The organism is Lentibacter algarum (assembly GCF_018860975.1).
Lineage (GTDB): Bacteria > Pseudomonadota > Alphaproteobacteria > Rhodobacterales > Rhodobacteraceae > Lentibacter > Lentibacter algarum_A.
The window spans coordinates 249,264-262,218 of sequence record NZ_JAHKQI010000003.1; the positions used below are offsets into that span (position 1 = coordinate 249,264).

12 protein-coding genes are annotated in these 12,955 nt (G+C 57.0%); 2 read left to right on the top strand and 10 right to left on the bottom strand.

Annotated features, from left to right (window positions below; translation table 11 throughout):
* Nucleotides 1-95 precede the first annotated feature (95 nt).
* Together clpA and KO498_RS03985 are read left to right on the top strand one after the other, a co-directional pair.
* Nucleotides 96-2,423 (top strand): ATP-dependent Clp protease ATP-binding subunit ClpA, encoded by a 2,328-nt coding sequence (gene clpA, locus KO498_RS03980; RefSeq protein WP_215958579.1) that lies wholly within the window; start codon nucleotides 96-98, stop codon nucleotides 2,421-2,423.
* On the top strand, nucleotides 2,423-3,382 hold the full coding sequence (locus tag KO498_RS03985; RefSeq protein ID WP_215958580.1) for a M23 family metallopeptidase: 960 nt from the start codon (nucleotides 2,423-2,425) through the stop codon (nucleotides 3,380-3,382). The genes clpA and KO498_RS03985 overlap by 1 nt, the downstream gene beginning before the upstream one ends.
* Here the strand turns inward: KO498_RS03985 and KO498_RS03990 are convergent.
* From KO498_RS03990 to ybgC, 10 genes are all read right to left on the bottom strand, one after another.
* Entirely contained in the window at nucleotides 3,379-4,161 is a 783-nt protein-coding gene (locus tag KO498_RS03990; RefSeq protein WP_215958581.1) for a methyltransferase domain-containing protein, read from the bottom strand. The genes KO498_RS03985 and KO498_RS03990 overlap by 4 nt on opposite strands.
* A complete protein-coding gene (ftsH, locus tag KO498_RS03995; protein ID WP_215958582.1) occupies nucleotides 4,158-6,086 on the bottom strand; it encodes an ATP-dependent zinc metalloprotease FtsH in 1,929 nt (642 codons plus the stop codon). The genes KO498_RS03990 and ftsH overlap by 4 nt, the downstream gene beginning before the upstream one ends.
* Nucleotides 6,087-6,214: 128 nt before the next feature.
* Nucleotides 6,215-7,393 carry a tRNA lysidine(34) synthetase TilS gene (gene tilS, locus KO498_RS04000; protein WP_215958583.1) on the bottom strand — a complete coding sequence of 393 codons (1,179 nt, stop codon included), beginning with the start codon at nucleotides 7,391-7,393 and terminating at the stop codon, nucleotides 6,215-6,217.
* Nucleotides 7,394-7,419: 26 nt separating this feature from the next.
* Nucleotides 7,420-8,253 carry a tol-pal system protein YbgF gene (gene ybgF / locus KO498_RS04005; RefSeq protein ID WP_215958584.1) on the bottom strand — a complete coding sequence of 278 codons (834 nt, stop codon included), beginning with the start codon at nucleotides 8,251-8,253 and terminating at the stop codon, nucleotides 7,420-7,422.
* A gap of 13 nt (nucleotides 8,254-8,266) precedes the next feature.
* Nucleotides 8,267-8,782, bottom strand: coding sequence for a peptidoglycan-associated lipoprotein Pal (pal, locus tag KO498_RS04010; RefSeq protein WP_215958585.1), 516 nt, complete (start codon nucleotides 8,780-8,782; stop codon nucleotides 8,267-8,269).
* A gap of 86 nt (nucleotides 8,783-8,868) precedes the next feature.
* Entirely contained in the window at nucleotides 8,869-10,191 is a 1,323-nt protein-coding gene (tolB, locus tag KO498_RS04015) for a Tol-Pal system beta propeller repeat protein TolB (protein ID WP_436835922.1), read from the bottom strand.
* A 3-nt stretch (nucleotides 10,192-10,194) separates the two neighbouring features.
* Nucleotides 10,195-11,280: an energy transducer TonB gene (locus tag KO498_RS04020; RefSeq protein WP_215958586.1), complete on the bottom strand. Its 1,086-nt coding sequence runs from the start codon at nucleotides 11,278-11,280 to the stop codon at nucleotides 10,195-10,197.
* Nucleotides 11,281-11,292: 12 nt separating this feature from the next.
* The gene (tolR, locus tag KO498_RS04025; RefSeq protein ID WP_215958587.1) at nucleotides 11,293-11,766 is read right to left on the bottom strand and encodes a protein TolR; all 474 of its coding nucleotides are present in this window, start codon (nucleotides 11,764-11,766) and stop codon (nucleotides 11,293-11,295) included.
* A gap of 1 nt (nucleotide 11,767) precedes the next feature.
* Nucleotides 11,768-12,463, bottom strand: a complete 696-nt coding sequence (gene tolQ / locus KO498_RS04030; protein WP_215958588.1) for a protein TolQ — start codon at nucleotides 12,461-12,463, stop codon at nucleotides 11,768-11,770.
* A 96-nt stretch (nucleotides 12,464-12,559) separates the two neighbouring features.
* On the bottom strand, nucleotides 12,560-12,949 hold the full coding sequence (gene ybgC / locus KO498_RS04035) for a tol-pal system-associated acyl-CoA thioesterase (protein WP_215958589.1): 390 nt from the start codon (nucleotides 12,947-12,949) through the stop codon (nucleotides 12,560-12,562).
* Between the last annotated feature and the right edge of the window lie 6 nt (nucleotides 12,950-12,955).

A 12,955-nucleotide genomic window follows, 5' to 3' on the forward strand; every position in this document is an offset into this window, starting at 1 on the left:
TGGGCAGTATCGGCCACACTTTAACGATAGGCGAAGATCAATGAGCCAGAAGCAACCAAGCTTCAGCCGCCCAAGTCAGAAGGAGCACCAGAGCAGTGCCGTCATTTTCAACAACGTTAGAACAAGCCATTCACTCAGCGCTGGCCCTCGCCAACTCGAAACGCCACGAGTTTGCGACACTTGAACACCTCTTGCTCTCCTTGCTGGATGAGCCTGATGCAACACGCGTGTTGCGCGCCTGCGCTGTTGATCTTGAAGACCTGCGGCAGTCTGTGGCCGAGTTCATCGACGAAGAACTGCTCAATCTGGTGACAGACATTGAAGGCTCTGAGGCTGTGCCCACTGCCGCCTTCCAAAGGGTCATCCAGCGCGCAGCGATTCACGTTCAAAGCTCGGGCCGCTCGGAAGTAACAGGCGCAAACGTGCTTGTTGCTATTTTTGCCGAACGCGAAAGCAACGCCGCCTTCTTTTTGCAAGAACAGGAAATGACGCGCTATGACGCCGTCAACTTTATCGCTCATGGTGTTGCCAAAGACCCTGCCTTTGGCGAGAATCGTCCGCTTACGGGCGCGGATCACGAACAAGACCACGAGATGCACACAGCAGAAGCCACCCCCGCTGAGGAGACGGCTCTGTCAAAATACTGTGTTGATCTCAACGCCAAGGCCCAGCAGGGCGATATTGACCCGCTGATAGGCCGTGACAGTGAAGTTGAACGCTGCATTCAAGTGCTCTGTCGCCGTCGCAAGAACAACCCCTTACTTGTCGGTGATCCCGGAGTTGGCAAAACCGCCATCGCTGAAGGCCTCGCCAACAAGATCGTTACGGGCGACATCCCCGAAATTCTTTCGAAAACTACGATCTACTCACTCGATATGGGCGCGTTGCTGGCTGGCACTCGCTATCGTGGTGACTTTGAAGAACGCCTCAAGGCCGTTGTCACCGAACTTGAAGACCATGACGATGCCGTGCTGTTTATCGACGAAATTCACACTGTGATAGGCGCTGGTGCAACTTCCGGCGGCGCGATGGACGCCTCGAACCTGCTCAAACCTGCCCTCGCGGGTGGCAAGCTGCGCACTATGGGCTCAACCACATACAAAGAGTTCCGCCAGCATTTCGAGAAAGACCGTGCACTTTCCCGCCGGTTCCAGAAGATCGATGTCAACGAGCCAACTGTCGAGGATGCTGTCAAAATCCTGCGTGGCATCAAAACCCATTTTGAAGACCACCACGCCGTCAAATACACCAATGATGCGATCAAAACCTCGGTTGAACTGGCTTCGCGCTACATTAATGACCGCAAGCTGCCTGACTCCGCGATTGACGTAATCGACGAGGCCGGTGCGGCGCAGCATCTGCTCAAGTCCGCCAAGCGCCGCAAGGTTATTGGCGTCAAAGATGTCGAGGCGGTTGTTGCCAAGATCGCGCGCATTCCGCCGAAGTCGGTTTCTAAAGACGACGGCATCGTGCTCAAAGACCTCGAGAACTCGCTCAAGCGGGTTGTCTTCGGCCAAGACAACGCCATTGACGCGCTGTCGTCGGCGATCAAACTATCGCGCGCCGGCCTGCGTGAGCCTGAAAAGCCGATTGGCAACTACCTTTTCTCCGGCCCGACCGGCGTTGGCAAAACCGAAGTCGCCAAGCAACTCGCCTCCACTCTGGGCGTTGAACTGCTGCGTTTTGACATGTCCGAATACATGGAGAAGCACGCCGTTTCACGCCTCATTGGTGCGCCTCCCGGCTATGTCGGCTTCGATCAGGGCGGTTTGCTTACTGACGGTGTCGATCAGCACCCGCATTGCGTGTTGCTGCTCGACGAGATCGAGAAAGCCCACCCCGACGTTTATAACATCCTGCTGCAAGTTATGGATAATGGCGAGTTGACCGATCACAACGGCCGCACCGTCAGCTTCCGCAATGTGGTGTTGATCATGACAACCAATGCCGGCGCGGCCGACCAGGCCAAAGAGGCGATCGGCTTTGGCCGTGACCGTCGTGAAGGCGAGGACACCGCAGCGATCGAACGCACCTTTACACCCGAGTTCCGCAACCGTCTTGATGCGGTGATCAGCTTTGCTCCGCTCGGCAAGGAAGTGATCTTGCAAGTGGTCGAGAAGTTTGTGCTGCAACTTGAAGCTCAGTTGATGGATCGCAACGTAACCTTCGAGCTCACCCGCGCCGCCGCCGAATGGTTGGCCGAAAAGGGCTATGACGACAAGATGGGCGCCCGCCCGCTTGGCCGCGTCATTCAGGAGCACATCAAAAAGCCGCTCGCCGAAGAGCTGTTGTTTGGCAAGCTTGCCAAGGGTGGCCTCGTCAAAGTCGGCATCAAAGACGGCGCTCTTGATCTGCGCCTTGAGGGGCCTGACAAGCCGCGTATTTCCAGCAAGAAAAAGCCGCCGCTCTTAACGGCTGAGTGATGCTTCGCTGTCTCGCATTTTTAACAGGCGCGGCTCTGGCCGCGCCTGTTTTTGCTGAGGCGCCCCGCCTCGCACTCCCCATCGACTGCACTCTTGGGGACACCTGCTACATCCAAAACTACGTCGACCGGGACAGCGCCGCAGAAACCGACGCCGACTTCATGTGCCAAGACCTTACCTATGACGGCCACAAGGGAACCGACTTCGCACTGCCCTCGCTCGCAGACATGCAAAAAGGCGTTGACGTGCTTGCCTCGGCGAGCGGCGTCGTGCGCGGCACCCGCGATGAAATGCCAGACACCGGCCTTTCAAGTGACGTCGACGGCCGTGAATGCGGCAATGGCGTTTTGCTTGATCACGGTGACGGCTGGCAAACGCAATACTGCCACATGAAACTTGGAAGCGTAACCGTGCACAAAGGCGACAGAGTGAAAGCCGGTGGGGTTTTGGGCCAAGTCGGTTACTCGGGTAAAACCGAGTTTCCCCATGTTCACCTGAGCCTGCGCCACAATGGAGAGGTGGTTGATCCATTCGAGCCAAAGGCCAGCGCAGAATGCGGCTCCCAAAGTATTCCCCTCTGGACAACCGACATTGGCTATCAAGCCGGAGGGCTTATTCAACTCGGGTTTTCGTCACACCTGCCCAGCTTTGAGGCCGTCAAATCAGGCACTGCCCACGAGCCCGAAATGGACAGCACTGCAAGCGCCGTGGTGATCTGGGGATATGTGTTCGGAACGCGACACGGAGATGTGCTTGAACTGACAATCAATGGCCCGGAGGGGCTTAACTTTACTCACAAGGCTCTGTTCAAAAAGGAACAGGCCCTCGCCTACCGCGCCGCTGGAAAAAAGCTAAACGCAGAAACTTGGCCCGCCGGTGTCTACAAAGGGCAGGTGCGGTTTATCCGGCAAGGCAAAAGCATCGGTGAACAAAGCGTCACCATGACAGTCGCGCCTTAAGCCGTCAGCGTGAAAAACAGCCGCCGGAACGGGAACAACACCCGCCCGTTTGTGTCGCGCGGATAGGCCTTTTCCATCACCGCCTCATAGCGCGCAATGATCTCGGCCTTCTCGTCAGCATCCAAGGCCTGCAAGAACGGGCGCGCATATGTCGCTTCTGTAAAGCGGCGCACCGGGTGCGAACCGGCCTCACCTTCAAGCACTTGGTAATACTCGGTTTCCCACAGGCTAAGCTGCCCCATACCTGCCAGAAGCCCATGATACTGCGCAGGCTTCAACGCACTCGGCACATCATTTTCATCAAAGCGATCCGCAAACAATTCGTCCATCAGCGAGCGCCAAACACGGTGTGACGGAGCATTGTTCTGATGTGGCAACTGCACCGCCAAAGTGCCGCCTTTACCAAGTTGCTTAACGAGTTTGGGCAGCAAAACTTCATGATCTGGTAGCCAGTGCAACGCAGCGTTGGAAAAGATCAGGCCGAGAGGCGCATCTCCTGACCAGCTAGAGATATCCGCTTCGACCAAGTCACTATAGCATCCGCTACTGCGGGCTGCGTCTAGCATCGCAGGGCTCGCATCAACGCCGATCAAATCATGCCCGACAAATCGCTCCTTGAGGGCTGGTCCGATGACGCCGTTGCCGCAGCCCAAGTCAACCAGCTTGCCGCCGCCCACCGAAGGAACCGATTGTAACAGGTCAAGCGCCGGACGCACTCTGAGCGAGCGGAACTTACTGTATGCGTTTGGGTTCCAGTCGTTTCTGGCTGATTTGCTCATGCCGAGGGCTCAGGCTCCAAGCCACCGTCTTTGCTGTCTTTACCAGCCTTGCTGCGTGGTTTGGTTTTTGGAATTGCCGTGACAGAAGATGCATCATCATCCGAGGTATCCTCGTCATCTTCCTTGTGTGGCGGTTCGCCGTTCATCACACGCTTGATCTCGTCACCGGTCAGGGTTTCGTATTCCAGCAGGCCCTGCGCGAGGCGTTCAAACTCTTCCTCGTTTTCCGAGATCAGCTTGTAAGCGCGCTCATAGCCTTCGTCGATAAAGCGTTTCACTTCTTCCTCGATCAGCTCTTTGGTGCTCGCAGAGATCGAGAAACCGCCGGCGCCGCCATTGGGCTGATAGCCCGAAGCCGCCTCTTGGTAATCGATGTTGCCAACCTTGTCGGACATGCCATAGCGCATGACCATCGAACGCGCCAAGGCGCTGGCTTGCATGATGTCACCAACAGGGCCCGACGACACACTCTCGGCGCCGTATTTGAATATCTCCGCTGCCTTGCCAGCCATGGTCATGGCGATACGCTCTTCAGCCTCGTCTTTGAACATTTGCAACTTGTCCATTTCAGGCAGGCTCATCACCATGCCCAAAGCACCACCGCGCGGGATGATTGTTGCCTTATAAACCGGATCACATTTCGGCAGCATAATGCCAACAATCGCATGGCCGGCTTCATGATAGGCCGTTTTTTCTTTCTGGTCTTTGGTCAAAACCATGCTCCGGCGCTCGGCACCCATCATGATCTTGTCTTTGGCAAATTCAAAATCGGTCATCGCCACAAAACGGCGCCCGATGCGTGCCGCCGTCAAGGCAGCTTCGTTCACAAGGTTCGCCAAGTCAGCACCCGAAAAGCCCGGCGTGCCACGCGCGATAATGCGCAGGTCAACATCAGGGCCAAGCGGCGTTTTGCGCGCGTGCACAGCCAAAATCTTCTCGCGGCCTTTGATATCTGGGTTTGTCACATCTACCTGACGGTCAAAGCGGCCCGGACGCAGCAGAGCAGGGTCGAGCACATCTTTACGGTTGGTCGCGGCGATGATGATCACGCCTTCATTGGCTTCAAAACCGTCCATTTCAACAAGCAGCTGGTTGAGCGTTTGCTCGCGCTCGTCGTTGCCGCCGCCATAGCCTGCGCCACGGTGGCGGCCAACGGCGTCGATTTCGTCAATAAACACAATGCAGGGTGCATTCTTTTTGGCCTGTTCAAACATGTCGCGCACACGGCTCGCGCCGACGCCGACAAACATCTCAACAAAATCTGAACCAGAGATGGTGAAGAACGGCACACCTGCCTCGCCCGCAATCGCGCGTGCCAGCAAGGTTTTACCCGTGCCAGGAGGGCCGACAAGCAGCGCCCCTTTGGGGATTTTGCCGCCAAGACGCGAGAACTTCTGCGGATTGCGCAGAAACTCGACAATCTCTTCCAGCTCTTCCTTGGCCTCATCAATTCCGGCGACATCGTCAAACGTGACACGGCCCGATTGCTCTGTCAGCATCTTGGCTTTTGACTTGCCAAAGCCCATCGCTCCACCTTTGCCGCCGCCTTGCATGCGGTTCATGAAGTAAATCCAGACACCAATCAGCAACACAAACGGGAAGAGCGTCAGCAAGAATGCTTGAAACCCGGATTGCTCCTGAGGCCGCGCAGTTACAGCAATGTCGTTTGCGATCAGAAGGTCGGTCACTTCCGCGTCAGACGGTTTGATAGCAACATGGGTTTGGCCGTCGGTGGTGACATAACGCACTTGCTCACCATCAAGCGTCACTTCCTGAACAGATTTGCCTTCAACAGCTTCAACAAACTCCGAGTAGCTCCGCGCCGAGCTTTGCCCAGAAGAGTTGGCATCTGAGAATAGGCTGAAGAGCATAAGGACCAAGACCACAATGATGGCCCAAAATGCGAGGTTTCTGGCGTTGCCCAAGGGAGCTCTCCTAAAAAACAGTTGTTCCTGCGCAGATAGCACGCAGTCTTGCAGGTTAAAATAGACATCAACACGATATCTTCAACGCGCTTAACACAAAAACCCTGCGAATATTTGAAGCAGGCGCGTTATCGGCGTAAAAATGCAGGCGGGGCAATGATCTCGGTGCGCCATCCACTGCCGAAATTCGCAAAAGGTGCGGCGACAAGATCGCTTCCGCGCCAGAGAGCCGGTGATGCCAGAAGCGAGCTTCGCGGAAGTCCGGTCGCCCGCCAGTCATCGCAAGCGGCAAGCCCGGCACTTCCAAGGGCACCGAGCGTGAGCTCTTTGGAGTGCTCACCGTGGAACTTAAAACGCCCGTCCCACAGCCCATGGCTCGGGACGCGTTGGTCAGAAACAGCAGAAAGTTCGCGCGTAATGCGCAACTTGTCAGCTGTCCTCGTCAGCAAACAGCCGTTCAATGTTGCGGCTTTGGCTTCGCTCAAAGCGGTCACCGTAGCTTGGCGCCGCGGCGGATATTGCGTTTGTCCGACCCATGCAAGCACTTGGCTAAGCAACTGTTGGCAGGTTTCTTCAGGAGCGGCGCTTAGGTCCTTTGTGTTAAAAACCACGTCGGGCCCGTCAAGTTTTGCGGCCTTTCTACCGATGTCATCGCACAAAAAGTCCAAAGCCGCGCGCGCTCCACTCAGCCGCTCGGCTGTGTCAGCAAGCGTTTGTCGGCTGATGCCAAGCCCTTCGAGCACATCAAGTGCCGCGCGGGTTTTGACACGCCCGAACCGTGTGTCGCTGTTTGATTTGTCCTCGCACCATTGAACACCGCGAGCCTCAAGATAATGGCGTAGTTCAGAGCGCGCAGTGCCGAGTAACGGCCGCCGCCAACTCATATCATGCGCGCTCCAACGGCTCTTCATCCGCGCAAGTCCTGCGACGCCCGAGCCACGTTCCAGGCGCATAAGAAATGTCTCCGCGACATCGTCACGCGTGTGCCCTAGGGCAACGGCACTTAGCCCTTTGGCGTGCGCCCAACCAGCAAGTGCTTGGTAACGTCCGGCCCGGGCATGGGCTTGCAGGTTCCCTTCACCGCTCCAGCGCCAATCCAGAATGCTATGCTCAAGTCCGAGTGCTTTGCAATGCGCCGCAACCACGGCGCACTCTTGAGCGGCTTCTTCCCGCAAGCCGTGATCAACGGTCGCCACATACAATTGGACACCGGCACCTGTGGCCCAGCCCTGCGCCAGAAAAAGCAATGCAAGCGAGTCGCTACCGCCTGAAACGGCAAGGCCAAGCGGGCCTGCTTCGCCTGTCATTTCGCTGTCAAATAGCTGCTCTAGCGTCACTGGCAGCCGAGACGGCTATGCTCGGCAACGGCCTTTTGCGCAGGCTCGCCACCCGGAAACCGCAGGCTCACTTCCGAGAGCGTCACGCAAGCTTCGCTGGTCTGCCCGATCCGACCCAAGCCTCGCCCCAACCGAAACAGGGCTTCCGGTGCGTCGGCCCCTGTAGGGTTCTGGCTGAAGGCGGCAAGGTAGGCACGCGCGGCACCTTTCAAGTCCTCCTGCCCTTCAAGGGCAGCACCATAGGCCAGCTGGGCTTTGCCACCCAGTGGTGACCCCGGGTAGGTCTCGTTAAAGGTTTGGAACTTGGCAGCGGCAGTTTCAAACTCGCCCGCTTCAAGCGCTGCCCGTGCGGCTGCAAAGTCGGACTCTTCTCCGATTGCCAATTGCGGCGCATCTTCTGTTGGCGTTTCGGTTGGCGTCACGACAACGGTCTGCTCGCTGGCGGTCTCAGCCCCCGTGTCACCTCCCAATGTTGTGGTTTCGCCCAGTGTGCTCACATCGCCGCCTTCAAGCTCTACAAGCCTGAACTCCAGATCGCCGATGCGGTTCGTGCCGTCTTTCACAACCTTCTCTATGCGAAACTGCAAGCTTTCCGACTGTGCCGTGATCCGGCGCAACTCCGCCTCGATCGCATCAACGCGCTCGAGCATCGAGCCGCCGCCAGTTGCCGTTCCAGCTGTGCCGGTCGTCGACAGTTCACGCTTGAGCTTTTGCACCTCGACATGAAGCACCGTTAGCTCTTGGCGTATGTCGGCAAGCGTTTCGCTGTCCTGGGCGCGCAAAACTGTCGCGCTCAAGATGATCAAGATGGTCGTGAATAAAGCGCGCATGAGCAGGCCTCCGTTAGCTGCTAAGACCAGTTGAAAGGATGGTCACAGCGCGGCGGTTCTTGGCGTAACAGGATTCTTCGCTGCAAATCGCAAGCGGGCGTTCTTTGCCATAGCTGCGAGTTTTGAGCCGTGAGGCCGGCAGGCCTTTTGAAAGCAGGTATTCCCGCACCGAGTTGGCCCGACGTGCGCCGAGCGCAAGGTTGTAATCGCGCGTGCCCTGTTCGTCGGCGTGGCCTTCGATCACCACATCAAAGCTGGCGTTGGTGGTTAGCCATGCGGCCTGCCCGTCAAGCACCCGCTTGGCATCGTCGTTCAATGTTGACTGATCGATCAGAAACAACACCCGATCGCCGATTGTCTGCTGAAAATACAAAGGTGATTTCGGGTCTTGCGCCGAGCCCGGGGTGACGGATGTCGCCGGAGCAGTCGAGGCATTTGCGCCCGCCTCATTGTCAAAGCGGTCAGGTGTCGTGCAAGCCGTAAGCAGCGCTAGGGCCGGTACGACGATGGTGATAAGTTTGAGTTTCATGCTCTTTGCCTTTTGTGTTTTGCCCCTGCTTAACACAAGCGGTGCATTTTGTGAATCCTGTAAGATTACTGCAAGCAATCGCTCGCTTAGTTTTGTAATGGTGACCAAGACGGATCAGATGCCCCGCCCTCGGTTTTCACTCTTTTGAGGTTCCGTCCGCTTATATCAACCGAGTAAAGGCTCGATTGTCCGCTCGCGCCTTGGGTTTCGCGGGTAAACATAATGACACGCCCGTTGGGCGACCACGTCGGCCCCTCTTCAAGGAAGGAGGCTGTCAGCAGTTTCTCACCCGAACCATCTGTGCGCATGACGCCGATATGAAAACGCCCTTTTGATTGCTTGGTAAACGCCACCATGTCGCCACGTGGCGACCAAACCGGTGTTCCGTAACTCCCCGAACCCGAGCTGATGCGCTGCGGCTCGCCGCCACCCGCAGACATGACGTAAAGCTGCGGGCTGCCGCTTCTGTCGCTTTCAAACACGATCCGGCTGCCATCCGGTGAGAAACTCGGAGATGTCTCGATCGAAGGTGCAGAGGTCAACCGCTGCTCACTTCCCGAGTTGATATCCATCAGGAAAATATCAGTGTTGCCGCCGCTTTCTTGTGAATAAACAACTTTTTGCCCGTCCGGCGAAAACCGCGGTGCAAAGCTGGTGGTGTTGTCGCGGCTTTGCAGCACACGGCGGCCCACGCTGGCAACATCAAGCACATAAATCCGCGGAAAGCCCGTTTCATAAGAGGTATACAGCACCCGATCACCTGTCGGCGAGAAGCGAGGCGCCAGAACAATCGCGCTGCTGTCAGTCAAAAACTGCACATTGGCCCCGTCATAATCCATGATCGCGAGGCGCTTTTTGCGGGCGTTCTTTGGCCCCTGCTCGCTGACAAAGACCACGCGGCTGTCAAAGTAGCCGCCTTCGCCTGTGATGCGGCTGTAAACCGTGTCAGCAACCTTATGGGCCATGCGTCGCCATCCAGCGCGCGTGCCGGCAAGTTGCAATCCTTCGCCAAGCTCTTGCCCGGCAAACACGTCGTAAACGCGGAATTTCACCGTGACTTTCTCGCCCTGCACCGAAACCGCACCAGTGATCAAAGCCTGCGCGTTGATGGCCTTCCAGTCCGCATATTGCACCGGTGCCGAAAAGCTCGAAACCGTGCTGATAAACGCTGCCTTGTCGATTTCGCGGAACAGCCCCGTGCCAGCCAGATCAGCTGCGACCACAGAGGCAATGTCAGCAGCAAGTTGCCCCGATCCGCCGCCCTCGGGCACGAAGGCAGGCGCCGCAAATGGCATCGGCTCGATCACACCGTCTGTGATCTCGATGCGCAACGGCTCTTGCGCCTGCACGACTGCTGGCAACACGCCCATAACTGTAAAAACTAGTATTGCCCAAATTCTCATGGTCATACCTTACCTCATACTCTCGGGGTTGAACTTCATTTCAATCGAACGCCATTGCTCGAACTTCTCATCCGGCAGGTCATACCCGCTGGCGCCACATCGGATGATCGCCCGGCGCGCGGCACTATAGGCTTTGTTGGCGGCCGCATCCGAGCCGCCGGAACTGCTGAGCAGTTTGATCGAAGGAACCACAGGCTTTCCGTCTCGTGTCATATCCATAGCAACGATGATGGTAACGGCCATCGCTTCAGAAGAAAGAGCGCCGAGGTTCCAACAGCGGGAAACCGCCAGTTTCAGCCCTTCGCGCTCGCCGCCTGTCAACGGTGGGCCCGAGGGGGCAGCTGGTGTCGGCTCTTCAGAGCTTTCGCCCAAAGCTTCGGCAAGAGCGCCAGCGACAGCATCTTCAGTGCTTGGCGTTTCAGCGGGCTCTGTGGCTGCAGCACGCCTTGGCCGCGTTTTCGGGCGCACAGATGTCGCCGGAGCAGCAAAGCTGTCATCTTTGGCTTCGGGGTCAATCTCGGTAGTCGCCTCTTCAGGCTGTGCTGCGTCGGTCGGCTCGGCAGGTGTTTCACTCGGCGCATCTTCTACACGGTCAACTTCAGGCGTGTCCGCAGGCTGCACATCTGGTTCCGCAGGTGTGGCGACAGGCTCCGGAGCGATACGCTCAACAGGCTTAATGCGTGGGCGCACTGATCGCTCAGGCACCAGAAGTGCGAGGTTTTCACTCGGCGGCACGATCTCGGAAGGAGCTGGCTCAACTTCCGTTGGCGCAGGCTCCGAAGTATCAATCTGCGGTGCGTCATCAGGTTCAGGTTGCGGTACATCAGGCACTTCTGCCGTGGGTGTTGTGTCTTCGGCGGGTGTGGTTGTCTCGGCAGGTGTTTCCGTCGGAGTTTGCGGTGTTTCAACATCCGTCTCGACACTGGGTGCCGCGGTAGAGGCTGCATTCATCGCGGCCTCGTATGCCTCAGTGCTGACAACAGACACCGAAGTTACATCAAAAGGCAGCGGCTCTGAGTTCCACCTGCCGCCAAGCAACAGAATACAAATCAGGCCCGCGTGGCCTGCAAGTGATATGTATTGACCGGTGTTCACCGCCGCGCCCTGTTAGTTCTCGCCGTCAAGGCTTGGGCCGCCGGATTCTGTCACCAGCCCGATGTTTGAAAACCCTGCGCGGTTGAGCGCACCCATGACTTGCACGACTTCGGCATAGGGCACCGCCCCGTCAGCCCGCAGAAAAATGCGATCATCCGCCCGCTCGGCCGCGATTGCCCGCAACTTGCCGATCAGGTCATCACGCGCAACTTCGCTCTCCTGCACCATAACGATGCCTTCGGCCGTGACTGTCACCGTCAGCGGCTCTTCAGCCTCGGCAGGTAACGCATTGGCCGCAGTCTTGGGCAACTCGACAGGCACGCCAACAGTCAGCAAAGGCGCCGCCACCATAAAGATGATCAGGAGCACCAACATCACGTCGACAAAAGGTGTGACGTTGATCTCGGCCATAGGCCGTGAACGCCCGCGAGCGCGGCGACGACGGCTGCCAGAGCCGGTGTCTTTTTGAACAACTCCAGCTCCCATATCAACTGTCCAGCTGGCGGCTCAGGATCGTCGAAAATTCGTCAGCAAAGGCTTCGTAGCCTGCCACGATCCGGTCGCTATCAGCGCTGAGTTTGTTGTAAAAGATAACCGCGGGAATCGCCGCCAAAAGGCCAAGCCCCGTTGCCAGCAAAGCTTCGGCAATGCCCGGAGCAACAACCGCGAGGTTGGTGTTTTGCTGCTCTGCGATCTCGATGAAAGCATTCATGATGCCGATCACGGTTCCAAACAGCCCGATAAACGGCGCGGTTGAACCAACAGTCGCGAGCACTTGCAAACCTCTTTGCAGCCCCTCAGCCTCTTTAGCGATAGCGACATCCATCGTTCGATCAATCCGCGAATGCGCGCCTGCAATAAGTCCGCCATCTTGCCGGTGCGAGCGTCGCCATTCTGTCATACCGCTGGCAAATATCCGTTGGCTTTGGCCGCTTGGGTCAGGCCCGATCTGGTCATAAAGCGCATCAAGCGGCTCACCTGACCAGAACGCGTGATCAAAAGTCTCAGCTTCAGACTGCGCCTTGCGGTAATTGATGATTTTCTGAATGATAATCGACCACGACCAGCCGGAGGCCACGATCAACATGATCATTACGATTTTTACGGTAAGGGTTGCGCGTGCAAAAAGTGCCCACAAGGAGAAATCAATCTCCTGCGCAATCGCCAGAGTCTCTGCTTCCATTATGCCTGCTCTCAAGTTACGGCTTTTCGCCATTATTGAGAGCAAATTAGCCTATTCCTTTACAGAAAGCTATCCCAAGTCGCAGTTAAGCCTGTTTCAATGCACCATCTGGCGAATATTCGCCGGAAGTCGCGTGGGTTGGCCATCGAGACTCATGCAAACAACGGTGACAAGCGCATGAAACAACACGTCTTCACCGCGCTTAACCCATTGCTCCATAACCATTCTTACACCGGTTACCGATTTTACAGCAGTCTGCACCAGCAATTCATCGTCGAGCTTTCCTGATCCGAGATAATCCGCCTCAACGCGGCGCACGGCAAAAACAATGCCATCACGGTCCTTCATCACATTCTGGTCAAGTCCGATCTCGCGCACCCACTCCGAGCGCCCGCGTTCGATGTAGCGCAGATAGTTGGCGTAATAGACGATGCCCGCCATGTCAGTGTCTTCATAGTAAACACGCACCGGGAGTTCGTAGATCATCAGCTT